Annotated in this window: 20 protein-coding genes, 2 pseudogenes and 1 riboswitch; of the genes and pseudogenes, 12 read left to right on the top strand and 10 right to left on the bottom strand. The window is 70.8% G+C overall.

Annotated elements, in window-relative coordinates; translation table 11 throughout:
• Nucleotides 1-80: 80 nt before the first annotated feature.
• Nucleotides 81-1,247 (top strand): citrate synthase/methylcitrate synthase, encoded by a 1,167-nt coding sequence (locus tag IG99_RS10435; RefSeq protein WP_037672076.1) that lies wholly within the window; start codon nucleotides 81-83, stop codon nucleotides 1,245-1,247.
• A 141-nt stretch (nucleotides 1,248-1,388) separates the two neighbouring features.
• Here the strand turns inward: IG99_RS10435 and IG99_RS10430 are convergent, their stop codons facing one another.
• Nucleotides 1,389-1,625 carry a hypothetical protein gene (locus IG99_RS10430; protein ID WP_107055875.1) on the bottom strand — a complete coding sequence of 79 codons (237 nt, stop codon included), beginning with the start codon at nucleotides 1,623-1,625 and terminating at the stop codon, nucleotides 1,389-1,391.
• Between the two features lie 102 nt (nucleotides 1,626-1,727).
• Complete coding sequence (locus IG99_RS10425; protein ID WP_037672074.1) at nucleotides 1,728-2,279, bottom strand: DUF6082 family protein; 552 nt, start codon at nucleotides 2,277-2,279, stop codon at nucleotides 1,728-1,730.
• A gap of 345 nt (nucleotides 2,280-2,624) precedes the next feature.
• Between IG99_RS10425 and IG99_RS10420 the strand changes: the two genes are divergently transcribed.
• On the top strand, nucleotides 2,625-3,722 hold the full coding sequence (locus IG99_RS10420) for a CobW family GTP-binding protein (protein WP_394297997.1): 1,098 nt from the start codon (nucleotides 2,625-2,627) through the stop codon (nucleotides 3,720-3,722).
• On the opposite strand, the gene IG99_RS10415 is transcribed toward IG99_RS10420, so the two are convergent.
• Entirely contained in the window at nucleotides 3,719-6,175 is a 2,457-nt protein-coding gene (locus tag IG99_RS10415) for a DNA gyrase/topoisomerase IV subunit A (protein WP_037672072.1), read from the bottom strand. The genes IG99_RS10420 and IG99_RS10415 overlap by 4 nt on opposite strands.
• Nucleotides 6,176-6,563: 388 nt before the next feature.
• On the opposite strand from IG99_RS10415, the gene IG99_RS10410 reads away from it, so the two are divergent.
• From IG99_RS10410 to IG99_RS10395, 4 genes are all read left to right on the top strand, one after another.
• Entirely contained in the window at nucleotides 6,564-7,913 is a 1,350-nt protein-coding gene (locus IG99_RS10410) for a M16 family metallopeptidase (protein WP_037672322.1), read from the top strand.
• Nucleotides 7,910-9,298, top strand: a complete 1,389-nt coding sequence (locus tag IG99_RS10405; RefSeq protein ID WP_037672070.1) for a M16 family metallopeptidase — start codon at nucleotides 7,910-7,912, stop codon at nucleotides 9,296-9,298. Before IG99_RS10410 ends, IG99_RS10405 begins: the two co-directional genes overlap by 4 nt.
• A gap of 192 nt (nucleotides 9,299-9,490) precedes the next feature.
• A riboswitch (cyclic di-AMP (ydaO/yuaA leader) is annotated at nucleotides 9,491-9,657 on the top strand.
• Between the two features lie 14 nt (nucleotides 9,658-9,671).
• Nucleotides 9,672-10,445: a M23 family metallopeptidase gene (locus tag IG99_RS10400; protein WP_037672069.1), complete on the top strand. Its 774-nt coding sequence runs from the start codon at nucleotides 9,672-9,674 to the stop codon at nucleotides 10,443-10,445.
• 210 nt (nucleotides 10,446-10,655) lie between these two features.
• Nucleotides 10,656-11,348, top strand: a complete 693-nt coding sequence (locus IG99_RS10395; protein WP_037672067.1) for a GntR family transcriptional regulator — start codon at nucleotides 10,656-10,658, stop codon at nucleotides 11,346-11,348.
• A 194-nt stretch (nucleotides 11,349-11,542) separates the two neighbouring features.
• Here the strand turns inward: IG99_RS10395 and IG99_RS10390 are convergent, their stop codons facing one another.
• Nucleotides 11,543-11,824: an HPr family phosphocarrier protein gene (locus tag IG99_RS10390; protein WP_037672066.1), complete on the bottom strand. Its 282-nt coding sequence runs from the start codon at nucleotides 11,822-11,824 to the stop codon at nucleotides 11,543-11,545.
• 177 nt (nucleotides 11,825-12,001) lie between these two features.
• Here IG99_RS10390 and IG99_RS10385 point away from each other — a divergent pair, with 177 nt between their 5' ends.
• The 4 genes from IG99_RS10385 to IG99_RS10370 are packed head-to-tail and all read left to right on the top strand — an operon-like array spanning nucleotide 12,002 to nucleotide 17,423.
• Entirely contained in the window at nucleotides 12,002-14,890 is a 2,889-nt protein-coding gene (locus IG99_RS10385; protein ID WP_037672064.1) for a bifunctional acetate--CoA ligase family protein/GNAT family N-acetyltransferase, read from the top strand.
• Between the two features lie 51 nt (nucleotides 14,891-14,941).
• A complete protein-coding gene (locus tag IG99_RS10380; RefSeq protein ID WP_037672320.1) occupies nucleotides 14,942-15,529 on the top strand; it encodes a DUF5998 family protein in 588 nt (195 codons plus the stop codon).
• Nucleotides 15,529-16,725 carry an alkaline phosphatase family protein gene (locus IG99_RS10375; protein ID WP_037672062.1) on the top strand — a complete coding sequence of 399 codons (1,197 nt, stop codon included), beginning with the start codon at nucleotides 15,529-15,531 and terminating at the stop codon, nucleotides 16,723-16,725. Before IG99_RS10380 ends, IG99_RS10375 begins: the two co-directional genes overlap by 1 nt.
• A gap of 50 nt (nucleotides 16,726-16,775) precedes the next feature.
• Nucleotides 16,776-17,423 (top strand): thymidine kinase, encoded by a 648-nt coding sequence (locus tag IG99_RS10370; protein WP_037672060.1) that lies wholly within the window; start codon nucleotides 16,776-16,778, stop codon nucleotides 17,421-17,423.
• 29 nt (nucleotides 17,424-17,452) lie between these two features.
• Here the strand turns inward: IG99_RS10370 and IG99_RS51960 are convergent.
• The 3 genes and pseudogenes from IG99_RS51960 to IG99_RS10360 all read right to left on the bottom strand — a co-directional run.
• Nucleotides 17,453-17,611, bottom strand: a pseudogene (locus IG99_RS51960) (IS701 family transposase); the annotation flags it as partial.
• A gap of 7 nt (nucleotides 17,612-17,618) precedes the next feature.
• A pseudogene (locus IG99_RS51955) lies at nucleotides 17,619-17,750 on the bottom strand (transposase); the annotation flags it as partial.
• A 133-nt stretch (nucleotides 17,751-17,883) separates the two neighbouring features.
• Nucleotides 17,884-18,687 (bottom strand): VOC family protein, encoded by an 804-nt coding sequence (locus tag IG99_RS10360; protein ID WP_037672057.1) that lies wholly within the window; start codon nucleotides 18,685-18,687, stop codon nucleotides 17,884-17,886.
• Nucleotides 18,688-18,984: 297 nt separating this feature from the next.
• Between IG99_RS10360 and IG99_RS10355 the strand changes: the two genes are divergently transcribed.
• Nucleotides 18,985-19,836 (top strand): sulfurtransferase, encoded by an 852-nt coding sequence (locus IG99_RS10355; RefSeq protein ID WP_037672056.1) that lies wholly within the window; start codon nucleotides 18,985-18,987, stop codon nucleotides 19,834-19,836.
• A 69-nt stretch (nucleotides 19,837-19,905) separates the two neighbouring features.
• On the opposite strand, the gene sepH is transcribed toward IG99_RS10355, so the two are convergent.
• The 3 genes from sepH to IG99_RS10340 form a co-directional block, all read right to left on the bottom strand.
• Nucleotides 19,906-20,940: a septation protein SepH gene (gene sepH, locus IG99_RS10350; RefSeq protein ID WP_037672055.1), complete on the bottom strand. Its 1,035-nt coding sequence runs from the start codon at nucleotides 20,938-20,940 to the stop codon at nucleotides 19,906-19,908.
• A 498-nt stretch (nucleotides 20,941-21,438) separates the two neighbouring features.
• Complete coding sequence (locus IG99_RS10345) at nucleotides 21,439-22,758, bottom strand: D-arabinono-1,4-lactone oxidase (protein WP_037672054.1); 1,320 nt, start codon at nucleotides 22,756-22,758, stop codon at nucleotides 21,439-21,441.
• Complete coding sequence (locus tag IG99_RS10340) at nucleotides 22,718-23,956, bottom strand: MFS transporter (protein WP_037672052.1); 1,239 nt, start codon at nucleotides 23,954-23,956, stop codon at nucleotides 22,718-22,720. The genes IG99_RS10345 and IG99_RS10340 overlap by 41 nt, the downstream gene beginning before the upstream one ends.
• A 193-nt stretch (nucleotides 23,957-24,149) precedes the next feature.
• On the opposite strand from IG99_RS10340, the gene IG99_RS10335 reads away from it, so the two are divergent.
• Nucleotides 24,150-25,280 (top strand): ferrochelatase, encoded by a 1,131-nt coding sequence (locus IG99_RS10335; protein WP_037672050.1) that lies wholly within the window; start codon nucleotides 24,150-24,152, stop codon nucleotides 25,278-25,280.

The raw sequence follows: 25,280 nt of genomic DNA, 5'->3' as shown, positions 1-25,280 counted from the left end.
GCCGACTTACATTGATTCAATCAATATTGACAGTAGTAGAGTCAATTATGGACAGTTGAATCAAGTCCAGGGAGGAAATCATGTCCGTCAACAGGTCGGCAGCCACACTTGTCGACGTGCCGCGAGGACTCGCGGGCGTCGTCGTCACCGACACCGAAGTGGGGGACGTCAGAGGGCTCGAGGGCTTCTACCACTACCGCCAGTACTCGGCCGTCGAACTCGCGCGGACCCGGAGCTTCGAGGACGTCTGGCACCTCCTCGTCCAGGGCGAACTGCCCGACGCGGCACGCGCCGCCGCCTTCACCGCCGAGACCGCGGCCCTGCGCCGCCTCCCCGACGCGGTGCGCGCCGCCCTTCCCGGCATCGCGGCCGCCGGCCGGGACTCCGGCCCCCTGGCGGGAATGCGCACGGCCTTGTCGCTGCTGGGTGCGGCGAAGGGCTTCCGTCCGGTGTACGACATCGAGGCGGACCGGCGCCGCGCGGACTCCGTGGTGGCGGCAGCGGCGGTGCCGACGCTGCTCACGGCGCTGCACCGGCTGGGCAACGGGCTTGATCCGGTGGAGCCGCGTGGGGACCTGTCGTACGCGGCGAACTATCTGTACATGTTGACGGGCAAGGAGCCGGACCAGCGGCAGACCCGGGCCATAGAGCAGTACTTGATCTCAACCATTGATCACGGATTCAATGCGTCGACCTTCACAGCGAGGGTGATCGCCTCGACGGGTGCGGACATTGCGGCCTGTCTGGTGGGAGCTGTCGGAGCCCTGTCGGGACCCCTGCACGGTGGGGCCCCCAGTCGTGCGCTGGACACCCTGGACGCGATCGGCACCCCCGACCGCATCGACGCGTGGATCCGTGAACGTGTCCTCGCGGGCGACCGCATCATGGGCTTCGGCCACGCCATCTACCGCACGGAAGACCCCCGTTCCCGCATGCTGCGCGAGATCGCCCAGCACTTCGGCGGCCCTCGCGTGGACTTCGCCGTCGAGGTGGAGCGGCAGGTCGAGGCGATCCTGGCCGAGCTGAAGCCCGGGCGGGAGCTGCACACGAACGTCGAGTTCTACGCCGGCGTGGTCATGGAGCTGTGCGGTCTGCCGCGCGAGATGTTCACCCCGACGTTCGCGGCGGCACGGGTGGTGGGGTGGAGCGCCAACATCCTGGAGCAGGCGGAGGACAGGAAGATCATCCGTCCCGTGGCGCGCTATGTGGGCCCTGGAGCGCCGGTGGCCGTGCCGGCGGTGGCCTGATGGCACACGTGTGGCCTGGTGCCGTTCTGGCGCCAGGCCTCATCGGAGACTGACCGAGCAGTGACGGGGTGCCGGGCTGCTCGCCGGACGGGTGCCCGGCTCACTCGACGGTTGCGGTGGCCGGGGAGGACGACGGGAGGGTCAGGCGTCGGGGATGTCCGCTTTGGCGCGGATCAGGGTCTCCCGGCTGACGATGACGATGCGCTCGTAGTCGGCGCGGGAAGCATCGGCAGGCAGTTCTCGCTCAAGCGCCTCGGTGGCCTCCGTGCCGATGACGGCGAAGTTGCCGTCACTCAGCTCGAACACGTCCGGGCAGTTGGCTCCAGAGGTACTGCCACGGGCGCTCGGAGGCACACCGATGCGGCGCACGATCTTCAAGGGTTACCGGTCCTTACAGAAGATTTGGGCACATGCTCGGCAGCACGTTACTGGGATTCAGGAGGTGTACGTGTCTGCGTGGACAAAAGTCACCCAGCCGTGTCACTCGGCCGGAGGCTCGCCCACCACCCACCACTCGTCCGTGTCGGCCTCGTCGAGGTCCCTGATCAAGCCGTCGACCATCCGGCCGATCCTGGCCTCGTCGGACGAGTCCGTCAGGGTCGCGCGCTGAGCTCTGGAAGCCTCCCAGTACTCCCGCACGACGGGGCTCTGGAAGATCTCCCGCAGACGCCCGTAGAGCTCCTCCTGGTCGAGCATTCCGGCTCGGTAGAGGTGGTAGAGGTTTACGTACCACGCGTTGGCGTAGAAGAACTGGCGACGCTTCTCCGCCGGGATGCTCTTGTCGTACGTGTCGATCACGGACGCCAGGGAGGGGTCGTCGATCGCCTTGGCCAACAGTTCCCAGTGCATGCGCTGTTGATGCGCGAGAGCCTTGCGCTGCGAGGCCAGCTCCTCCAGTTCCAGCCTCCGCACCTCCAGCCGCGCCTCCTCGAGCCGTCGTTGACGCGCGGCCAGCGTCAGCCCGGCGGTGGCGAGCACCAGGCCGGCCGCGGCGGAGCCCAGCCTCCCCGCTTTGTTCCTCTGTGTGGCCATGTCAACCCCCGAATCAGGCAGCCGTCCGCCGGTCGTCGGAATGCGGGTCGACTGAGGGGGACCGGCGAGCAGTGGGCGGCGCTTGCCGTCTCCCAGGGTGCCGAGCGACTCTGGCCGGCGGGGAGGCGGAGAGGAGGCGCACGGAAGGAAGTGAGGGTCGCACGCTCCGGCGCCATGCCCAACGTCTGCCCCGCAAGTGCTGCTAACAATCGTTCACTTCGCGGTGATTCTTCCGGCTCGTATCCTGGGGCAACATTCAAAACTCGTACGTGCGCCGGGACCGCGAGCCGGTGCACACGTCGGTGTGAGAGAGGTCGCGCGTTGGGCCACAGCAGTCCGCCTCAGGTGCCGGTCGTCGTACTCGCCGGGTTCTTGGGCTCCGGGAAGACGACCCTGCTCAACCACCTCCTCCACCACAGTGGTGGCAGCCGCATCGGAGCCCTTGTCAACGACTTCGGCGCCATCGAGATCGACGCCATGGCCGTGGCCGGCGCGCTCGGCGACTCGACCGTCTCCCTCGGAAACGGGTGTCTGTGCTGCGCCGTCGACGCGAGTGAACTCGACGTCTACCTGGAGCGGCTCGCCAACCCCGCCACCGGCATCGACGTCGTCGTCATCGAGGCCAGCGGGCTCGCCGAGCCCCAGGAGCTGGTGCGCATGGTGCTGGCCAGCGAGCACCCGGGGATCGTGTACGGAGGGCTCGTCGAGGTCGTCGACGCGGCCGAGTTCGACGACACCCGCGCCCGGCATCCCGAGATCGACCGGCACCTCGCGCTCGCCGACCTCGTCGTGGTCAACAAGCTCGACCGCGCACCCGACGCCGAGCGCGTCCTCGGCCTCGTCCGGTCGCTCACGGACCGCGCCGCGGTCGTGCCCGCCCGTCACGGCCGGATCGACCCCGAGTTGCTCTTCGACTGCCGTCCGAGCGAGGAGCGCGTCGGGCAGCTCTCCTTCGACGACCTCCACCACGGATCCGGTGACGATCACGCGGGCCACCTGCACAGCTCGTACGACAGCCTGTCCTTCGCCTCCGAGGTGCCGCTCGACCCCCGGCGGCTGATGACCTTCCTGGACAGCCGGCCCGAGGGGCTCTACCGGATCAAGGGGTACGTCGACTTCGGCCCCTACGACGTGCGCAACCGCTACGCCGTCCACGCCGTCGGACGCTTCCTGCGCTTCTATCCGGAGCCCTGGGCGGATGCCGAGGACCGTCTCACTCAGCTCGTCCTCATCGGCTCCGGCATCGACGCGCCCGCCCTCGGCAAGGAACTCGAGGACTGCAAGAGCGACGCCCCACACGCCGACGAACACGGCATGTGGGGCGTCCTGCGCTACGTGCGGGACCCGGACGACGGACCGGAACCCCGCCGGTACGAGGACGACGTACCGGCGGATCCCCCCGACGTGCCGGCGGACCCCGGCGACGGGGTCCCCGAGGACTAGACCGGCCCGGCCACCACCGACACCGTCTTCGCCAGCGACACACCGGAGCCGTCCCGGCGCGGGTCCATCTCGGGGAGCTCGGCCGGGGTGCCGTTCTTCTGGGCGGCCAGGGCCGGGGCGGGTCCGGCCCAGGCCAACGACAGACAGTCCTCGCCCTTCAGGAACCGCTGGCAGCGCACGCCACCGGTCGCTCGGCCCTTGCGCGGATACTGGTCGAACGGAGTCAGCTTCGCCGTGGTCTGGACGGAGTCGTCCAACGTTCCGCGCGAGCCCGCGACCGTGAAGACCACCGCGTCCGCCGCCGGGTCCACCGCCGTGAAGGAGATGACCTTGGCGCCCTCGGCGAGCTTGATGCCCGCCACACCACCCGCGGGCCGGCCCTGCGGACGGACCTGGGCGGCCTGGTAGCGCAGCAGCTGGGCGTCGTCGGTGATGAAGACCAGGTCCTCCTCGCCCGTACGCAGCTCGACCCCGCCGACGATCCGGTCACCCTCCTTGAGGGTGATGACCTCCAGCTCCTCCTTGTTCGCCGGATAGTCCGGCACCACGCGCTTGACGACACCCTGCTCGGTGCCGAGCGCGAGGCCGGGGGAGGACTCGTCGAGCGTGGTCAGGCAGACCAGCGTCTCGTCGCCCTCCAGGGAGACGAACTCCGCGAGGGGCGCGCCGCCCGAGAGGTTCGGGGCGGACGCCGTGTCCGGCAACTGTGGCAGGTCGATGACGTTGATCCGCAGCAGACGGCCCGCCGAGGTGACCGCTCCCACCTCGCCGCGCGCCGTCGCCGGCACCGCGGAAACGATCACATCGTGCTTGACGCGCCGGGCGTCCGCGTCCTGGGCGGAGGGCTCGCCGTTCGCCGTACGGGCCAGCAGCCCCGTCGAGGACAGCAGGACCCGGCACGGGTCGTCCGCGACCTGGAGCGGGACCGCCGCCACCTGGGCGCCCGAGGACTCCAGCAGCACCGTACGCCGGTCGGTGCCGAACTTCTTGGCCACCGCGGCCAGTTCGGAGGAGACCAGCTTGCGCAGCTCGGCGTCCGACTCCAGGATCCGGGTCAGCTCCGCGATCTCCGTGTTGAGCCGCTCCTTCTCCGCCTCCAGCTCGATGCGGTCGTACTTGGTCAGACGGCGCAGCGGGGTGTCGAGGATGTACTGGGTCTGGATCTCCGACAGGGAGAAGCGCTCCATCAGGCGCTCCTTCGCCTGGGCGGAGTTGTCGCTGGAGCGGATCAGCCGGATGACCTCGTCGATGTCGACGAGCGCGGTGAGCAGGCCTTCGACCAGGTGCAGACGGTCGCGCCGCTTGCTCCGGCGGAACTCGCTGCGGCGGCGCACGACCTCGAAGCGGTGGTCGAGATAGACCTCGAGGAGCTCCTTCAGGCCCAGCGTGAGCGGCTGGCCGTCCACCAGCGCCACGTTGTTGATGCCGAAGGACTCCTCCATCGGCGTCAGCTTGTAGAGCTGCTCCAGGACGGCCTCCGGCACGAAGCCGTTCTTGATCTCGATGACCAGGCGCAGGCCGTGCTCACGGTCGGTGAGGTCCTTGACGTCGGCGATTCCCTGGATCTTCTTCGAGCCGACCAGGTCCTTGATCTTGGCGATGACCTTCTCGGGACCGACCGCGAAGGGCAGTTCCGTCACGACCAGGCCCTTGCGGCGCGCGGTCACGGTCTCCACCGACACCGTCGCGCGGATCTTGAACGTGCCGCGGCCGGTCTCGTAGGCGTCCCGGATGCCGGCCAGACCCACGATCCGGCCGCCGGTGGGCAGGTCGGGGCCGGGGACGTGCTTCATCAGCGTCTCGAGATCCGCGTTCGGGTGGCGGATCAGATGGCGGGCGGCCGCGATGACCTCGCCGAGGTTGTGCGGCGGCATGTTCGTGGCCATGCCGACCGCGATGCCGGACGCGCCGTTGACCAGCAGGTTCGGGAAGGCGGCGGGCAGGGCCACCGGCTCCTGCTCCTGGCCGTCGTAGTTCGGGTTGAAGTCGACCGTGTCCTCGTCGATCGACTCGGTCATCAGGCTCGTCGCCGCGGCCTGGCGGCACTCCGTGTACCGCATGGCCGCCGGAGGGTCGTCGTTGCCCAGCGAGCCGAAGTTGCCGTGTCCGTCGACGAGCGGTACGCGCATCGAGAAGGGCTGCGCCATGCGCACCAGGGCGTCGTAGATCGACGCGTCGCCGTGCGGGTGCAGCTTGCCCATCACCTCGCCGACGACGCGGGCACACTTCACATAGCCGCGGTCGGGACGCAGGCCCATCTCGTTCATCTGGTAGACGATGCGGCGGTGGACGGGCTTGAGGCCGTCCCGGGCATCGGGCAGGGCACGGGAGTAGATGACCGAGTACGCGTACTCGAGGAAGGAGCCCTGCATCTCGTCGACGACGTCGATGTCGAGGATCTTCTCCTCGTACGAGTCGTCGGGCGGCGGGGTCTTCGTGCTGCGGCGGGCCATCGCTGCCGGCTCCTCCTGATTCCTGGTGGTTCACCTACAGGGTGCTCAAGCCGGTGCGGGACACCGACGCGCCCCTTCGGCTCACTCACTTGCTGAAGCGTTTGACGGGATCTGATGCGGACCATTGTGGACCGTGGCACTGACAAGACGGGCCGGGACCCGGTGTACAACGCCCTGTCCGGCACCCGGAGGCGCCGCGTGCGCCCACCGGGCGGCCCCTCGGCACGACTGCCCGCAGGCTACGCCATCGCTGCCCGCGACCGGCTTCTCGCTCTCGGCGTACGACCTCCGGGAACTTCGCCGACTGTCCGCACGCTTGCATAAAGTGGCAGGACCAGCAGGAAATCCGCGGTCAAGCACGACCGCTCCCGCGATCGAAGGGATGTACATGCCCATGGGTCACACGGCCACAGCCCAGGCAGGCTCCGGCGGCCTGACAGCGACCGAGCACCGCCTGGCCAACGGCCTGCGCGTGGTGCTCTCAGAGGACCACCTGACCCCCGTCGCGGCGGTGTGCCTCTGGTACGACGTCGGTTCGCGCCACGAAGTCAAGGGGCGTACCGGCCTGGCTCACCTTTTCGAGCACCTCATGTTCCAGGGCTCCGGCCAGGTGAAGGGCAACGGCCACTTCGAGCTGGTGCAGGGCGCCGGCGGCTCGCTCAACGGAACCACCAGCTTCGAGCGCACCAACTACTTCGAGACCATGCCCGCCCACCAGCTGGAGCTCGCGCTCTGGCTGGAAGCCGACCGCATGGGCTCCCTGCTCGCCGCCCTGGACGACGAGTCCATGGAGAACCAGCGGGACGTCGTCAAGAACGAGCGCCGCCAGCGCTACGACAACGTCCCCTACGGCACCGCGTTCGAGAAGCTGACCGCCCTCGCCTACCCGGAGGGCCACCCCTACCACCACACTCCCATCGGCTCGATGGCCGACCTGGACGCGGCGACCCTGGAGGACGCGCGCGCGTTCTTCCGCACCTACTACGCGCCCAACAACGCGGTCCTGTCCGTGGTCGGTGACATCGACCCGGAGCAGACCCTGGCCTGGATCGAGAAGTACTTCGGGTCCATCCCCGGCCACGACGGCAAGTCCGCGCCCCGTGACGGAGCGCTGCCCGAGGTGATCGGAGAGCAGCTGCGCGAGGTCGTCGAGGAGGAGGTCCCGGCGCGCGCCCTGATGGCCGCCTACCGGCTGCCGCACGACGGCACGCGCGCGTGCGACGCGGCCGACCTGGCCCTCACCGTCCTGGGCGGCGGCGAGTCCTCCCGCCTGTACAACCGGCTCGTGCGGCGCGACCGCACGGCGGTCGCGGCAGGCTTCGGCCTGCTGCGGCTGGCCGGGGCGCCCTCCCTGGGCTGGCTGGACGTGAAGACCTCCGGCGACGTCGAGGTGCCGGTCATCGAGACCGCGATCGACGAGGAGCTCGCCCGGTTCGCCGAGGAAGGCCCCACGGCCGAGGAAATGGAACGCGCGCAGGCCCAGTTGGAGCGCGAGTGGCTGGACCGCCTCGGCACCGTCGCGGGCCGCGCCGACGAACTGTGCCGCTACGCCGTGCTGTTCGGCGACCCGCAGCTGGCCCTGACCGCCGTCCAGCGCGTGCTGGAGGTGACACCGGAGGAGGTCCGGGAGGTCGCCAAGGCCCGCCTGCGCCCCGACAACCGCGCGGTGCTCGTCTACGAGCCGACCGCCCCCGAAGCCCCCGCCGACCAGGACGAGAACGAGGAGGCGGCCCGGTGACCGAGCTCGCCACGATGGACTTCCACCCCCAGCCCCAGGCCGGCGATGCCAAGCCGTGGGCCTTCCCGGCCCCCGAGCGCGGCACCCTCGACAATGGCCTGACGGTCCTGCGCTGCCACCGCCCCGGCCAGCAGGTCGTCGCCGTCGAGGTCCTCCTGGACGCGCCCCTGGACGCCGAGCCGGCCGGCCTGGACGGCGTCGGCACGATCATGGCCCGGGCCTTCTCGGAAGGCACCGACAAGCACTCAGCCGAGGACTTCGCCGCCGAGCTGGAGCGCTGCGGTGCCACCCTCGACGCACACGCCGACCACCCCGGCGTACGCCTCAGCCTCGAAGTCCCGGCCTCGCGCCTGGAGAAGGCCCTCGGACTGCTCGCCGACGCCCTCCGTGCGCCCGCGTTCGCGGACAGCGAGGTCGAGCGGCTCGTCCGCAACCGTCTCGACGAGATCCCGCACGAGCTGGCAAACCCCTCGCGTCGTGCCGCCAAGGAGCTCTCCAAGGAGCTGTTCCCGGCCACCGCGCGCATGTCCCGGCCGCGCCAGGGCACCGAGGAGACGGTCGAGAACATCGACTCCGCGGCCGTGCGCGCCTTCTACGAGAAGCACGTCCGTCCCGCCACGGCCACCGCCGTGGTCGTCGGTGACCTCACCGATGTCGACCTGGACGCGCTCCTCGGCGACACCCTGGGCGCCTGGGCGGGCTCGTCGGCGCAGCCGCGGCCCGTGCCGCCGGTGACGGCCGACGACACCGGCCGCGTCGTCATCGTGGACCGCCCCGGCGCCGTGCAGACGCAGCTGCTCATCGGGCGCATCGGCCCCGACCGGCACGCGCGCGTGTGGCCCGCACAGGTGCTGGGCACCTACTGCCTGGGCGGCACCCTCACCTCCCGCCTGGACCGGGTCCTGCGCGAGGAGAAGGGCTACACCTACGGTGTCCGGGCGTTCGGGCAGGTCCTGCGGTCGACCCCCGACGGCTCGGGCGCCGCGATGCTCGCCATCAGCGGTTCCGTGGACACCCCGAACACCGGCCCCGCCCTGCAGGACCTGTGGACGGTGCTGCGCACCCTCGCGGCGGAGGGCCTCACCGACGCCGAGCGCGACGTCGCCGTGCAGAACCTCGTCGGTGTGGCGCCGCTGAAGTACGAGACCGCGGCGGCCGTCGCGAGCACGCTGGCCGACCAGGTCGAGCAGGGCCTGCCGGACGACTACCAGGCGACGCTCTACCAGCAGCTCGCCGCCACCGGCACCGTGGAGGCCACCGCGGCCGCCGTGAGCGCCTTCCCGGTGGACCGTCTGGTGACGGTCCTCGTCGGTGACGCCGCGCAGATCAAGGAGCCCGTCGAGGCCCTCGGCATCGGCGCGGTCACGGTGGTGTCCGCCGAGTAACGGCACACGCGTACAGGGGCCCTGGTGTCGGAACCGTCACCAGGGCCCCTTGATGTCCGAATTGGGGCAGAGGTTGCCTGTCTGGCCTGTGGGATGCGCTACAAAAGCCGCGATCGGTTTGAGGATTGAAAGTCGTCCCGCTTAGCGTCGTCCGGGCTGTTCGTCAGGCAGTGCGCCGTAAACCGCGGCACCGGACAGTCATCGCCGAGTCCCCGTACGGCGCGAGCCAGGGGAGCCGGGGACCCAACTTCGTAGTCCCTGGGGTGAATCGGACGCCCGCGCGTGTCGCGAGGGGGCCCGTAGGAGACCTTCCTGCTCCGAACCCGTCAGCTAACCCGGTAGGCGAGAAGGAAGGAAAGGACCACTCAACTTCATGGCGTTCACCTGCGCCACCGGGAAGCACCGTCGTCCCAGTCGCATCAAGCGCACCACCGCTCGCGCCGCGGGTGTCGCCGCGCTCACCACCACCGGCATCATCGGCGCGCTGAACGCGCCGGCGCTGGCCGCCGACACCGCCGTCGAGCAGACCGGTCTGACCCCCGTCGTCACCGTCGGCGACTCGGTCGCCGTCCGCGTCGACGAGCAGGCCGCGGCCCAGAAGGAGGCCGCGCAGCTGAAGGCGGCCGAGGAGGCCGCGCGCAAGAAGGCCGCAGAGGAGGCCGAGAAGGCGCGTGCGGAGGCCAAGCAGGCGCGCGAGGCCAAGGCCCGTGCCGTGCGCGCGGCCGAGCGCAAGCGCCTCAACGCCTTCGTGGCACCGATCTCCGGCTCCTACATCTCCACCGGCTACAAGACCGGCGGCTCCCTGTGGTCCTCGGGCAGCCACACAGGTGTCGACTTCCACGCCGCGAGCGGCACCCCCGTGCACGCGGTCGGCTCCGGCACCGTCGTCCAGACCGGCTGGGGCGGCGCCTACGGCAACCAGGTCGTGCTCAAGATGAGCGACGGCACGTACACGCAGTACGGCCACCTGTCGTCCATCGGAGTCTCGGTGGGCCAACAGGTCACGCCGGGCCAGCAGATCGCCCTCTCCGGTGCGACCGGCAACACGACCGGCCCGCACCTGCACTTCGAGGCCCGTACCTCCCCGGAGTACGGCTCGGACATCGACCCCGTCGCCTACCTCCGTCAGCACGGCGTCAACGTCTGACGAACAGATCAGAACAGATCGACGATCAGACGCAGGACATCCCGCGGCCCCGGCTCTCCGAGCCGGGGCTTTCGGCGTTTCTGGGACCCCGCTGTCCAAAAAATATCCATGGATTCCGGCCCGCCATCGGAAATTCCGGCTCGTTGCAATAGAGTCACTGACCACACGTCCATCGTCGACGTTTCACGGGGATTAAGGCGGAGGTCGGTCATGCGTATTCCGGCGCATTCGGTGTGCACGGCCATCCGGGACGACATCGTCGCGGGTGTCTACGAGCGCGGCAGCCGGCTCACCGAGGAACTCCTCGCGCGCCGCTACGGCGTCTCCCGCGTCCCCGTGCGCGAAGCTCTGCGCACACTGGAGGCCGAGGGCTTCGTGGTGACCCGACGGCACGCGGGCGCGTGCGTCGCCGAACCCACCGAGCAGGAGGCCGGCGACCTGCTGGAGATGCGCATGCTCCTGGAGCCGCTGGGCGCCTCCCGGGCCGCCCAGCGGCGCACGGAAGCCCATCTGAAGGTGCTGCGCGGGCTCGTCCGGCTCGGCCAGGAGCGGGCCAGGAGAGGCAGCAGCGACGATCTGCGCTCGCTGGGGAGCTGGTTCCACGAGACGCTCGCCCAGGCCTCCGGCAGCCATGCGATGACCTCCACGCTCACCCAGCTGCGCCACAAGATCGCCTGGATGTACGCCGTCGACGCCCCCGCCGACCCGGTCGAGTCCTGGGCGGACCACGGCGCGATCGTCGACGCGGTGGCGCGCGGCGACAGCGAGCGCGCGCGGGCGATCACGGCGCTGCACACCGAGCGGGCGACCGCCGCGCACCGGCTGCGCTTTTCCGCCGGGGAACGCCCGGAGCGTGTGAGGACTTCGCAACATCCCGTAAACATGTCGGGCCTGCGGCATTAACACGGGGGCCGTATACAAAGAGGGGATATTTGACGGAGGTGTATTTCCGCTGCCCTTTTCTCGCGCGCCGTGAATTTCTGGTGGCGCGCCTCACGTATGCCCGCTCGCCATTTTGTCCCCGAAATTGCGTGAGAAACAGCGAAGCCGCGCCGCCCGGAAGGGCGACACGGCTCCGTGCGTGCTGCGAGCGGTGCTCAGACCGTCTCGGGCAGGTCCTCCAGGCCCTCGGAGACCAGCTTCGCCAGCCGGTCGAGGGCGGCGTCCGCGCCGTCGGCGTCGGAGGCGAGGACGACCTCCTCGCCGCCCTGGGCGCCCAGGCCGAGGACGGCCAGCATGGAGGCCGCGTTGACGGGGTTGCCGTCGGCCTTGGCGATCGTCACCGGGATACCTGCGGCCGTGGCGGCCCGGACGAAGATGGATGCGGGGCGGGCGTGGAGGCCCTCGGCCCAGCCGACGTTGACGCGGCGCTCAGCCATGTGATGCTGCCCTTCGGTGCTCAGGTTGTCTAGACCAGTGTTCCACACGTGAAGCGTGGCGGGAACGGTCCTGCGTCCCGTTCCCCATGTGGTCGTCGGACCTCGGCCTCGATCCGACTTCCGTCCTCCACAGACTGCCTCGCGCCGTTGTCGGACGCGAGCCGTACTCTGGGCCCCATGCAGAGCGCGTCGGACCGGCACGAGTACCCCGCCCACTGGGAAGCCGACGTGGTGCTGCGCGACGGCGGCACCGCGCGCATCCGCCCCATCACCGTTGATGACGCCGAGCGCCTGGTCAGCTTCTACGAGCAGGTCTCGGACGAGTCGAAGTACTACCGCTTCTTCGCGCCCTACCCGCGCCTGTCCGCCAAGGACGTCCACCGCTTCACGCACCACGACTTTGTGGACCGGGTGGGACTCGCGGCCACGGTCGGCGGCGAGTTCATCGCCACCGTACGCTATGACCGCATCGGGGCCGACGGCATGCCCGCCTCCGCCCACCCGTCTCCCACCGCCACCCTTGCCGGAGGGCGCTTCGCGCCCGCCCCCGATATTCCCGACGAGGCCGAGGTCGCCTTCCTGGTCCAGGACGCCCACCAGGGACGCGGTGTCGCCTCCGCCCTGCTCGAACACATCGGGGCCGTCGCGCGCGAGCGCGGCATCCGCCGCTTCGCGGCCGAGGTGCTGCCCGCCAACACCAAGATGATCAAGGTCTTCACGGACGCCGGGTACACCCAGAAGCGCAGCTTCGAGGACGGCGTCGTACGCCTGGAGTTCGACCTCGAACCCACCGAACGCTCCCTCGCCGTGCAGTACGCGCGCGAGCACCGCGCCGAGGCGCGCTCCGTGCAACGGCTGCTCATGCCCGGGTCCGTCGCCGTCGTCGGTGTCGGACGCAGCCCCGGCGGCGTCGGCCGCAGCGTCCTCGACAACATCCGTGGCGCCGGCTTCACCGGCCGACTGCACGCCGTGAACAAGGCCTTCCCCGACGAGCTGAAGGAAATCGACGGAGTGCCCGCCCACCGCTCGGTGCGGGACATCGAGGGCCCCGTCGACCTCGCGGTCGTCGCCGTCCCCGCCGAGCACGTGCCCGAGGTCGTCGCCGAGTGCGGCGAGCACGGCGTCCAGGGGCTCGTCGTGGTCTCCGCCGGATACGCCGAGAGCGGTCCCGACGGACGCGAGCGCCAGCGCCAACTCGTACGGCACGCGCGCGCGTACGGCATGCGGATCATCGGGCCGAACGCCTTCGGGATCATCAACACCTCCCGGGACGTACGGCTGAACGCGTCCCTCGCCCCCGAGATGCCGCGCCCGGGGCGCATCGGACTGTTCGCCCAGTCCGGCGCCATCGGCATCGCCCTGCTCTCCCGGCTCCACCGCCGCGGAGGAGGCGTCACCGGCGTCACCGGCGTGTCCACCTTCGTCTCGTCCGGCAACCGCGCGGACGTGTCCGGCAACGACGTCCTTCAGTACTGGTACGACGACCCGGACACCGACGTCGTCCTCATGTACCTGGAATCCATCGGCAACCCGCGCAAGTTCACCCGCCTCGCCCGGCGCACGGCGGCGGCCAAGCCCCTGGTCGTGGTGCAGGGCTCCGGTTCCGCTCCCCAGGGGCACACCGTACGGGCGACGCGGTTGCCGCACACCACGGTGTCCGCCCTGCTCAGGCAGGCCGGGGTGATCCGCGTGGACACGATCACCGAGCTGGTGGACACCGGGCTGCTGCTCGCACGCCAGCCGCTGCCCACGGGCCCGCGCGTGGCGATCCTCGGGAACTCCGAGTCACTGGGGCAGCTGACCTACGACGCGTGTCTCGCCGAGGGCCTGCGGCCGTTGCCGCCGCTGGACCTGACGACCGGCGCCTCCGCGGAGGACTTCCGCGCGGCGCTGGCGCGGGCATTGGGGGACGCCACGTGCGACGCCGTGATCGTCACGGCGATTCCGGCGATCGGGGAGGCGTCGCCGGGCGAGGCGGAGCTGGCGGAGGCGCTGCGCTCGGCTGCGGCGGCCGAGCCCGCGAAGCCGGTGCTTGTCGTGCACGTCGAGCTGGGGGGACTCGCGGAGGCTCTGTCGGCTGCGACGAGTACGGCACCACAGGCCGGTTCCCAAGGACCCGGCGTTGTCGGCCGTTCCCACCCGTTCCGCCCGCTGGACCGACTGACCACCGCCGCCACGGAACCGCCGGCCATCCCGGCCGACGCCCACCTCATCCCCGCCTACCCCGCCGCCGAACGCGCCGTCCGGGCCCTCGCGGAAGGCGTGAAGTACGCGCAGTGGCGGCGCGAAGCAGCCCGGCCCGGGAAGGTGCCCGAGTACGACGACATCGACGAGAGGGGGGCCGCCGAGCTGATCGGCGGGTTGCTCGCGCGAGGTCAGGGGCTCACGCTCGGCACGGAGGCGACGTACGAACTGCTGCGGATGTACGGCGTCCACGTGCACCGCGCCGTGGCCGCGCCCACCCCCGGCGACGCCGTCGCGGCCGCGGGCACCCTCGGCTACCCCGTTGCCCTCAAGGCCACCGCCCCGCACCTGCGACACCGCGCCGACCTGGGCGGCGTACGGCTGGACCTCGCCGACGAGGAACAACTGCGCAGGGCGTACACCGAGTTGACCGGGCTGTTCGGAAAGCCGGAGGAGCTGCGGCCGGTCGTGCAGGGGATGGCTCCGCGCGGGGTCGACACCGTCGTCCGCGCGGTCATCGACCCGGCCGCCGGCGCGGTGCTCTCCTTCGGGCTCGCCGGCGCCGCCTCCCAGCTGCTCGGAGACATGGCGCACCGGCTCGTCCCCGTCACCGACCGGGACGCGACCTCCCTCGTCCGCTCCATCCGGACCGCGCCGCTCCTGTTCGGCTGGCGCGGCTCGACACCCGTCGACACGCCCGCGCTGGAAGAGCTGCTGCTGCGGGTGTCGCGGCTGGTCGACGACCACCCGGAGGTCGTCGCCGTCACCCTGGAACCGGTGGTCGTCGCGCCGCGCGGTCTGAGCGTGCTCGGCGCCTCCGTACGCCTGGCCCCGCCCCCCGCCCGGGACGACCTCGGCCCGCGGACACTCCCCGTGTACTGAGCGGCCCCGAGCGGTCCCTCGCAGTCAGTGCACCCCCGTAGGATGGAGGACATGGCCAAGACCAGTACGACGACCCAGGGGCTGCGAGCGGCGATCGAACGCAGCGGCTACTACCCGGCCCTCGTTGCCGAGGCGGTGGAGGCCGCCGTGGGCGGCGAGCCCATCCGGTCGTACCTGGTCCACCAGGAGACGACGTTCGACCAGAACGAGGTGCGACGGCACGTGACCGTGCTGGTCCTCACCGGCAACCGTTTCATCGTCAGCCACACCGACGAGCAGGCCGCCGACAGCACCTCCCCGACGCCGTACGCCACCACCTCCACGGAGTCGGTGAAGATCGGCCGGATCTCCTCGGTCGTCGTCAGCCGGGTCGTGGCCAACCCGGAGTCCTACAAGCCGGGCACGCTGCCCCGCGAGGTCGTGCTGACCATCGGCTGGGGCGCCGTCTCCCGCATCGACCTCGAACCGGCCGCCTGCGGTGACCCGAACTGCGACGCCGACCACGGATACACCGGCAACTCGACCGCGGACGACCTCAGCCTGCGCGTCAGCGAGGCCGGGGACGGCCCCGAGACGGTGCGCCAGGCCCTCGTCTTCGCACAGTCGCTCTCCGAGGCGACCGCGGACGTCACCCGCTGATGGTCCAGTCCGCCCCCTGGGACCACCCGGAACCGCTCGCGCCCGCCTCCGCGCCGCTTCCCGAGTACGGCAGCGGCTCCCTCGCCGACCTGCTCCCCACACTGGCCGCGGGCATGGGTGTGCCGGCGATGCAGGCCGCGATCCAGGAGCTCACCCCGGCCGACCGGAACTGTGTGTTCCTGATCGACGGCCTGGGCTGGGAGCAACTGAAGGCGCACCCGGACGAGGCCCCCTTCATGGCATCGCTCCTGGCGAGCTCCCGCGGAGGCACCGGCCGCCCGCTCACCGCCGGCTACCCGGCGACCACCGCGACCTCCCTCGCCTCGGTCGGCACCGGCCTCCCGCCCGGCGCGCACGGCCTGCCCGGATACACCGTCCGCAACCCGGCCACCGGCGAGCTGATGAACCAGCTGCGCTGGCAGCCGTGGACGGACCCCCGTGCCTGGCAGCCTCACCCCACGGTCTTCCAGCTGGCCGCCCAGGCGGGTGTCCACGCCGCCCAGGTGTCGTCCCCCACCTTCGCGAACACCCCGCTCACCAAGGTCGCGCTCAGTGGCGGAACGTTCCTGGGGCGGCTGACCGGCGAGGAGCGCATGGACCTCGCGGCCGAGCAACTGGCCGCCGGTGACCGTTCCCTCGTCTACACGTACTACGCCGAACTGGACGGTGCCGGACACCGCTACGGCATGGCGTCGGACACCTGGCACGGCCAGCTCATGTACGTCGACCGGCTCGTCCAGCGCCTGGCCGAGCAGCTGCCGCCGCGCACCGCGCTCTACGTCACCGCCGACCACGGCATGGTCGACGTGCCCTTCGACGAACAGCACCGGATCGACTTCGACGAGGACTGGGAGCTGCGCGCCGGAGTCGCCCTGCTGGGCGGCGAGGGCCGGGCCCGCCACGTGTACGCGGTCCCGGGCGCCGAGAACGACGTCGTGACCTGCTGGCGCGAGGTGCTGGGCGAGCAGTTCTGGGTGGCCTCACGGGACGAGGCGATCGCGGCGGGCTGGTTCGGCCCGCCCGACCGTTTCGACGACCGTGTGTACGCCCGCATCGGCGACGTGGTGGCCGCCGCGCACGACGACGTCCTGCTCATCGCGTCCGAGCGGGAGCCGAAGGAGTCGTCGATGGTCGGCAACCACGGTTCGATGACCCCTGCCGAGCAACTGGTCCCCCTGCTCGAAGTACGCTCCTGACGTACCGCCCGCTCCTCATGTCCCCTTTGCCGAAAGGTGCTCAACTCACCATGCCCGAGCTGGTGTTCTTCTCCGGAACCATGGACTGCGGGAAGTCGACGCTGGCTCTGCAGATCGAGCACAACCGCTCCGCACGCGGTCTGCAGGGCGTGATCCTCACCCGCGACGACCGCGCCGGAGAGGGCAAGCTGTCCTCCCGCCTCGGCCTGGTCACCGATGCGGTCGAGGTCGAGGACGGACAGGACCTGTACGCCTACCTCGTCGACCACCTCTCCCACGGCGGCCGCGCCGACTACGTGATCGCGGACGAGGCGCAGTTCCTGGCGCCGGAACAGATCGACCAGCTCGCGCGCGTGGTCGACGATCTGAGCGTCGACGTGTACGCGTTCGGCATCACGACCGACTTCCGCTCCAAGCTGTTCCCGGGCTCCCAGCGGCTCGTGGAGCTCGCCGACCGGGTCGAGGTGCTCCAGGTCGAGGCCCTGTGCTGGTGCGGCGCCCGCGCCACCCACAACGCCCGCACGATAGGCGGCGTCATGGTCGTCGAGGGCGCCCAGGTCGTCGTCGGCGACGTCAACCAGGCGGACGCCATCGGCTACGAGGTGCTCTGCCGACGGCACCACAGGCGCCGTATGACGGCCGCCACGTCCCGCGCGGCGGTGCTGTCGCCGGACGTACTGCCGGTCTCCTCGGTCTGAAGGACATCGAGGACCTGGTGGAGGCTCAGGCCGGCATCTGGGCTTTGGTCGAGCCGCCGGAGGGTGAGGAAGGCCTGGGCGGCGGTGACGCGGGTGACGTGGTGGTGCCGTCCGCGGTTCCAGGTGCGGCCCTCGAAGTGGTCCAGGCCCAGACCGTGCTTGAGTTCCCGGTAGTCGTGCTCGATCCGCCCGCCGTCGCCTGTCATGGTCACTGGTCCGCTCCTCGGGCAGGAACGTCTCCCACTCCAGCGGGCACGATGCGGTGTCGGTAGCCGCGTGCACGCTGACTGCGACCTGGCAGTTCGCCCGCTTGCCCAAAGCCCACATCGGCGATGGACTGCGATAACTCACCCCGCAGCCGTTCCACTTCCCCCAGCCCCATGCCCAGTCAGATGCCCGCCACCAGGCGAGATCACCCGAGGTGACGAAGCACTACCAGGCCGGTCACCCAGGCCCTTCGTCAGCTCGGATCCTGGATCAGGGAGAAGCGGGCACCCTCCGGGTCGGCCACGGTGGCCACGCGTCCGTGGAAGCTGTCCTGAGCCCCCTTCAGGACATGCCCACCGAGGTCGACGAGACGGTCCAGCGCCTCGTCCGTGTCGGCCACCTCGAAGTACGTCAGCCAGTGCGGACCCCGGTCCCGGGGCAGGGCGTGACCCACACCGTGGACGCCGGCGACCGGGTGACCGGCGACGCGCAGGGTGACGTAGTCGAAGTCGGCGGAGACCACCGGCTCCTCCTCGTAGCCGAACACCGTCTTGTAGAACTTGGTGACGCTCACGGTCTCGTAGGTCAGCAGTTCGTTCCACGCGGGCGTCCCGGGCACACCGGTGATGCGGGTGCCGTGGTGTGCCGCCGCTTCCCAGATGCCGAAGACGGCGCCGGACGGATCGGAGCCGATCGCGAGGCGCCCGGCCTCGGCGGCGTCCAGCGGCCCCACCCCGATGGTTCCGCCGCACAGCCGTACCGTTTCGGCCGTCAGGTCCACGTCGTCGGAGGCGAGGTAGGGCGTCCAGGCGATGGGCAGATGACGGTCGGGGGGCAGTTGCCCGATCCCGGCCACCTCGCGGCCGTCGAGCAGGGCCCGTACGTGGGGGCCGAGTTGATGCGGGCCGGGCTCGAACTCCCAACCGAACAGCTCACCGTAGAACTCCTGGGTCGCGGCCAGCCCGTGCACCATCAGGCTCACCCAGCAGGGCGTGCCGGGCACATACCGAGCGTGCGCTTCGCCGTTCCGGCCGGCGGGCCCCGGTGCCTCGGTCATCGTCTCTCTCTTCTCGGCCCCTCGCGGTGGCCGCGTTTTCGCTTCCGCTGTCCCGACCGGTGCCGATGCTGACACCACCCGTGGCGCCGGGTGCTCGGGCGCGCCGCTGGTATGCCGGTCCGTGACCGTGGGTTGCCCCGGGTGAGGTTCCCGGTTGGCTTCCGCACGCCGGTCGACCGGCATTGATCGGCTGTACCGCGCGTGCCCATTGCGGTACGCCCCGTGATCGGGCCTGTCCGGCGGAGCAGAGTAGCCGGACCTGGACGATGCGGCTACTCCGTGCGCGAGGATGGGGCCATGAACGCCATCATCTCCGCATCCGAACTCGCGGGCGCCGTGGCGGGGGAGAACCCCCCGGTCGTGCTCGATGTCCGCTGGCAGCTCAGCCTGGCCAAGGCGGCCGGGGAGCCGCCCTTCGACGGCCGGGCCGAGTACACGGCCGGGCACATCCCCGGCGCGGTCTACGTCGACCTCGACCAGGAGTTGGCCGCCGCACCCGGCGAGCGGGGCCGGCACCCGCTGCCCGACGTCGCGGAGTTCGGCGCTGCCATGCGCCGGGCCGGTGTGTCCGCGGGAACACCGGTCGTCGTGTACGACGGCGGGCAGGGCTGGGCGGCGGCCCGCGCGTGGTGGATGCTGCGCTGGACGGGTCACCCGGACGTGCGAGTTCTCGACGGCGGGTTGCCTTCCTGGCAGGGGCAGTTGTCGGTGGAGTCGCCCACGCCCGCGGAGGGCGACTTCGAGCCGGTGCCCACACCCGCCGACCTCCTCGACGCCGACGAGGCCGCGGCGCTGGCCCGCTCCGGAGTGCTCCTCGACGCGCGCGCGGGGGAGCGCTACCGCGGCGAGGTGGAGCCGATCGACCGGGTCGGCGGGCACATCCCCGGAGCGGTTTCGGCGCCTACCACCGAGAACGTGGGGCCGGACGGCCGGTTCCTGCCCGCCGAGGAGCTCAGGGACCGCTTCAAGGCGTTGGGAGCCTCCGACGGGACCGCCGTGGGCGTCTACTGCGGTTCGGGCGTCTCCGGGGCGCACGAGGTGCTGGCCCTGGCGGTGGCCGGGGTTCCGGCGGCGCTCTACGTCGGATCCTGGTCGGAGTGGTCCTCGGACCCCTCCCGGCCGGTCGCCGTGGGGCCCGACCCGCAGTAGCCCCGCCCCGGTACGCATGCGGACAGGGCCCGCGTCTCCTCGACGCGGGCCCCCGCCTCGTACGGTCGGCTACTCCTGCTTCTTGCGCCGGGTGCCGAACACGATCTCGTCCCAGCTCGGGACCGCCGCCCGGCGTCCCGGGCGGACCCCGTCCGCCTCGGCCTGGCGGTCGGTGGAGCCGACCAGTCGGTCGCGGTGGCTGCCGACCGAGCGGGGCATGAGGACGTCCGCGTACGCGGAACCGGCCGATGCGGCGGGAGCCGGGGGCTCCTCCTCGGCGGCGGCCGGTTCGTCCGGCGGTTCCTCCGTGGACTCCGTCGTCCGCTCCGGGACGACCAGGTCGCCTCTGAAGCTGGGCACGGCCTCCAACAGGCTGGTCAGCGAGTCCCGTTCGCCGGTGTTCTCCTCGACCGGCTCGGAGGCCTGCGCCGGCAGGCTCGGCCGGTCGGGGGCGCGCTCGAGCGTACGGTCGCGCGGCAGCCGGGCGATGCGTGGCACGAACGGGAAGCTGGGCTCGGGCGCGGCGAGGTCGTCGGACTCGCCGATCAGCGAGCGCGCCTCGTCGTCCACGGCCTGGACGAGCCGCCGCGGAGGGTCGTACGTCCAGCTCGCCGAGTGCGGTTCGCCCGCGACCAGGTAGACCAGGAGGACTTCCCAGGTGCCGTCGTCGCGGCGCCAGGAGTCCCACTGCACGGTGTCCTTGTCGGCGCCGCGCAGCAGCAGTCGTTCCTGTACGGCCTCGCCGAGTTGAGGTCCGGCGGCGTTCTCGCCGGGGCGGCGGACGGGTGTCTTGCGGGCCCGCTCCGCCATGAACGCCCGCTCGGCCAGCACGGGGCCCTCGAAGCGGCGTACGCGATCGACGGGGATGCCGGCCATCTGGGCGACCTCTTCCGCCGTCGCACCCGCACGTATACGCGCCTGGATGTCACGGGGGCGGAGATGGCTCTCCACCTCGATCTCGATCTGGCCGAGGCGGGGACGGTCACCGCGAACAGCGGCACGCAGACGCTCGTCGATAGGAAGCGTGTACTCCGTGCTGTCCGCAGCCTTCAGCACCAGCCGTGTGCCGTCATTCGAGACGGCCACGACACGCAGTTCGGGCATGGGGACCTCCCGGGTGGTGCCTGCCGACGTCACGTGCGTCGCTGCTTCCGCTAGTCGAGTGTGGCCTGCCCGGGTGCAGCCTGCCACAACCTTGCCGAGTTGCCCGGCGTGTCGGGCGCGGGCCCTGGTTCGCCGTTATGGCACGGTTACCTATTCGCAACGCTAAGTGACCAACTCCGTCACCCTGTGCAACTAGCCCCCTCCCGGCGATCCAGCAAGGCCCGGGACACCCTGGTGGGAGTCCGGGCCCAGTGCTCGACAGTACTCCATTTGGGCCACGTGCGTGGATTGGCGCGCCGCGCAACTTCGCGCAAGACACGGGACCTGGCCGCCTGTCACGTGATTTTTGGGATCTTGGAAGTGGCGTACTTCACGCAATTGGCGGAAACAGCACCATTGTTGCGCCCTCGCGCACTTCCTCGCGCCCCCTCAGTCTCCCCGCGCCCACTGCGGCCTTCCCCGCGAGCCCTCTCGCTCTCTGCGTCCCCGGAACTCTTTCTACGCCCCCAGAACCCTGCGCAGGTAATCGTTCTGGAACAGCCGGTCCGGATCGAGCCGGTCCCGCAGGGCCGTGAACTCGCCGAAGCGTGGATACACCCCGGAGAAGTACTCCGCGTCCCGCGTGTGCACCTTGCCCCAGTGCGGCCGGCCCTCGTGCGCGGTGAAGATGCGCTCCGCGGCCGTGAAGTACCCCTGATACGGCGTGCCCTTGACCATGTGGACGGCGATGTACGCGCTGTCGCGCCCCGAGGCGGTGGACAGGGTGATGTCGTCGGCGGGAGCGGTGCGCACCTCCACCGGGAAGCTGATCCGCAGGGGGGAGCGTTCGACCATGGCCTTCAACTCCCGCAGCACACCGGTCAGCGCCTCGCGCGGAACGGCGTACTCCATTTCCACGAAGCGCACCCGGCGCGGCGAGGTGAAGACCTTGTACGGGATGTCGGTGTAGGTGCGCGCGGACAGTGCCTTGCTGGAGATCTGCGCGATGGCCGGGATCGTGGCGGGGGCCGCCCGGCCGACCCACTGGGCCACCTGGAAGGCGCCGTTGGAGAGGAACTCGTCCTCGAACCAGCTCTGCAGCTGCGGGACCGGCTTCTCCGGGCCCGCGCTGCGGTTGTTGCGCTTGGTGTTGGTGTTGCCGGTGTGCGGGAACCAGTAGAACTCGAAGTGCTCGTTCTCCGCCCAGAGTTCGTCGAAGTCGGCGAGGACCCTGTCGAACGGCATCGGCTCCTCGCGTGCCGTGAGCAGGAAGATCGGCTCCACGGCGAACGTGATCGCGGTGATGACGCCGAGGGCGCCGAGGCCGATGCGGGCGGCCGCGAAGACCTCCGGATTCTCCTTCTCGGAGCAGGTGAGTACCGACCCGTCGGCCGTGACCAGCTCCAGCCCCCTGATCTGCGCTGCGATCGAACCGGACTCGCGGCCCGTGCCGTGGGTGCCGGTGCTGGTCGCCCCCGAGACCGTCTGCTCCATGATGTCGCCCATGTTGGTGAGCGACAGGCCCTCCCGCGCGAGCGCCATGTTGAGTCGCTTGAGCGGGGTGCCGGCCTCGACCGTGACGGTCATGGCCTCCCGGTCAATGTTGCGTATACCGGTCAACAGTTGAGGGCGAATCAACAAACCGTCGGTGGTGGCGATCGACGTGAACGAGTGCCCGCTTCCGACCGCCTTGACCTTGAGACCGTCCTCGGCGGCCCGGCGTACGGCCGCGGCAAGTTCCTCGACCGAGGCGGGCTCGACCTCCCGCGCGGGGCGGGCGGCGACGTTGCCTCCCCAGTTACGCCACGTGCCGTTCCTGCCGCTCGCTGTGCTGCTCAACGGTGCCTCCCCGACGCGGAGCCGGCCTGCTGAGCCGGCGATACCCCAGAAAACCGACCGCGACCGCGACGGCCCCGGCCACCGCCGGAACCCCGTACCCGGCCCGCGCACCGGCCGCGTCGATCACCCAGCCGGCCACGGAGGACCCGAGCGCGACCCCGACCGCGAGCCCCGTGCTCACCCAGGTCATGCCCTCGGTCAGTTGTGCGCGTGGTACGTGCTCCTCGATGAGGGACATGGTCGTGATCATCGTGGGTGCGATGGACAGTCCCGCAACGAAGAGCGCCACGGCCAGAAACGGCAAGTTTCCGACCAGTAGGAGGGGGATCATACTCACGGCCATCATGAAGACGCCCAGCAGCCAGCGACGTTCGGGCGCCCCCGCGAAGCGCATCAGCCCGAACACGATGCCCGCGACGCAGGATCCCGCCGCGTAGAGCGCGAGGACGACGCTCGCGGCGCCCTTGTGGCCCCGCTCGTCGGCGAAGGCGACGGTGACCACGTCCACGGCTCCGAAGATCGCCCCGGTCGCCACGAAGGTGGCCACCAGCACCTGGAGACCGGCCGACCGCAGCGCCGTGCCGCCGCCGCGCTGCCCGCGCGGGTGCGGCACGGGCTCGGTGGCGCGCTGCGCGGTCAGCCAGAAGACCCCCACGGCCAGGAAGCAGGCCGCCAGCAGAGGCCCCGCCTCCGGGAACCATGCCGTCGACAGGCCGATGGAGATGATCGGCCCGAAGATGAAGCACACCTCGTCCACCACGGACTCGAAGGAGTACGCGGTGTGCAGCTGCGGGGTGCCCCGGTACAGCGCCGCCCACCGTGCGCGGATCATCGCCCCGAGGCTCGGCACGGAGCCGACGCCCGCGGAACAGACGAACAGCACCCAGTCCGGCCAGCGGTAGTGCGCGGCCAGCAGCAGCGCGGCCGCCGAGGTGAGCGCGACGAGCGTCGCCGGACGCAGCACCCGGCGCTGCCCGTACAGGTCCACCAGCCGTGAGATCTGCGGCCCGAGCACCGCGGCCGCCAGCGCGACGGTCGCCGACAGCGCGCCCGCGAGTCCGTAGCGCCCGGTCAGCTGGGAGATCATCGTGACCACGCCGATGCCCATCATCGACAGCGGCATCCGGCCGATGAACCCCGCAGCGGAGAAACCCTTGGAGCCGGGGGCGGCGAACAGGGCGACATAGGGGCTGGGCACGTGGCTCTCCGGTGGGTCCGGTCACGCGTGGGCGACGGTGCGGTACGGCGTGAACGAAGGGGGCTCGTAAGGTCCGTATGCAGTCCATACAGCTTACGAGGGTTAGGTCACCCTAACCCACCGGACGGGTCCCGCACCCCAGTGGTCACCCCACCGTTTCCCGGCTGTCGGTGCCGGGTGGCAGGATCGACTCATGCCAGACGCGCTCGATGCCCCCCCTTACGACGCCCTGCTGCTGCTCTCCTTCGGCGGCCCGGAAGGCCCGGACGACGTGGTCCCCTTCCTGGAGAACGTGACGCGAGGGCGCGGCATCCCCAAGGAACGCCTCAAGGAAGTCGGTCAGCACTACTTCCTCTTCGGCGGGATCAGCCCCATCAACGACCAGAACCGTGCTCTGCTGGACGCCCTGCGCAAGGACTTCGCCGACCACGGCCTGGATCTGCCGATCTACTGGGGCAACCGCAACTGGGCCCCGTACCTGACCGACACCCTGCGCGAGATGGCCGCCGACGGCCGCCGCCGCGTCCTCGTCCTCGCCACCAGCGCCTACGCCTCGTACTCCGGCTGCCGCCAGTACCGCGAGAACCTCGCCGACGCGCTGGCCGCGCTGGAGGCCGAGGGGCTGACGGAGCTGCCGAAGGTCGACAAGCTGCGCCACTACTTCAACCACCCCGGCTTCCTCGACCCCATGATCGACGGGGTCATCGCATCCCTGGCGGACCTCCCCGACGACGTCCGGGCCGGGGCCCACATCGCCTTCACCACGCACTCCATCCCGACCTCGTCCGCGGACACCTCCGGCCCGGTCGAGGACCACGGCGACGGCGGCGCCTACGTCAAGCAGCACCTGGACGTGGCCGCGCTCATCGCCGAGGCCGTCCGCGAGCGCACCGGCGTCGACCATCCCTGGCAGCTCGTGTACCAGTCCCGCTCCGGCGCCCCCCAAATTCCCTGGCTGGAGCCCGACATCTGCGACCACCTGGAGGAGCGTCACGCCGCCGGGGTCCCCGCCGTCGTGATGGCTCCCATCGGCTTCGTCTCCGACCACATGGAGGTTCTGTACGACCTCGACACGGAGGCCAAGGCCAAGGCGGAGGAGCTGGGTCTGCCGGTGCGTCGCTCCGCCACGGTCGGCGCGGACCCGCGGTTCGCCGCGGCGATCCGCGATCTCGTTCTCGAACGCGCCGCGGCCGAGAGCGGTAGCCGGGTCACGCCCTGCGCCCTGGGAGCACTGGCCCCGAGTCACGACCTCTGCCCGGTCGGCTGCTGCCCGGCCCGCGCCCCCCGCCCCGCCGCCGCGGGCGCCGACAGCCCCTACGCGTGA

The organism is Streptomyces griseus subsp. griseus (genome assembly GCF_000720255.1).
GTDB classification, from domain to species: Bacteria; Actinomycetota; Actinomycetes; order Streptomycetales; family Streptomycetaceae; genus Streptomyces; species Streptomyces griseus_I.
The sequence above is the reverse complement of the archived record's forward strand: the minus strand, read 5'-3'. Positions and strand labels throughout refer to the sequence as shown.

Coding starts and splice junctions, on each gene's coding strand:
- IG99_RS10435 (WP_037672076.1), top strand. CDS start 81: ATGTCCGTCAACAGGTCGGCAGCCACACTTGTCGACGTGCCGCGAGGA.
- IG99_RS10425 (WP_037672074.1), bottom strand. CDS start 2,279: ATGGCCACACAGAGGAACAAAGCGGGGAGGCTGGGCTCCGCCGCGGCC.
- IG99_RS10415 (WP_037672072.1), bottom strand. CDS start 6,175: ATGGCCCGCCGCAGCACGAAGACCCCGCCGCCCGACGACTCGTACGAG.
- IG99_RS10410 (WP_037672322.1), top strand. CDS start 6,564: ATGCCCATGGGTCACACGGCCACAGCCCAGGCAGGCTCCGGCGGCCTG.
- IG99_RS10400 (WP_037672069.1), top strand. CDS start 9,672: ATGGCGTTCACCTGCGCCACCGGGAAGCACCGTCGTCCCAGTCGCATC.
- IG99_RS10395 (WP_037672067.1), top strand. CDS start 10,656: ATGCGTATTCCGGCGCATTCGGTGTGCACGGCCATCCGGGACGACATC.
- IG99_RS10390 (WP_037672066.1), bottom strand. CDS start 11,824: ATGGCTGAGCGCCGCGTCAACGTCGGCTGGGCCGAGGGCCTCCACGCC.
- IG99_RS10385 (WP_037672064.1), top strand. CDS start 12,002: ATGCAGAGCGCGTCGGACCGGCACGAGTACCCCGCCCACTGGGAAGCC.
- IG99_RS10380 (WP_037672320.1), top strand. CDS start 14,942: ATGGCCAAGACCAGTACGACGACCCAGGGGCTGCGAGCGGCGATCGAA.
- IG99_RS10375 (WP_037672062.1), top strand. CDS start 15,529: ATGGTCCAGTCCGCCCCCTGGGACCACCCGGAACCGCTCGCGCCCGCC.
- IG99_RS10370 (WP_037672060.1), top strand. CDS start 16,776: ATGCCCGAGCTGGTGTTCTTCTCCGGAACCATGGACTGCGGGAAGTCG.
- IG99_RS10360 (WP_037672057.1), bottom strand. CDS start 18,687: ATGACCGAGGCACCGGGGCCCGCCGGCCGGAACGGCGAAGCGCACGCT.
- IG99_RS10355 (WP_037672056.1), top strand. CDS start 18,985: ATGAACGCCATCATCTCCGCATCCGAACTCGCGGGCGCCGTGGCGGGG.
- sepH (WP_037672055.1), bottom strand. CDS start 20,940: ATGCCCGAACTGCGTGTCGTGGCCGTCTCGAATGACGGCACACGGCTG.
- IG99_RS10335 (WP_037672050.1), top strand. CDS start 24,150: ATGCCAGACGCGCTCGATGCCCCCCCTTACGACGCCCTGCTGCTGCTC.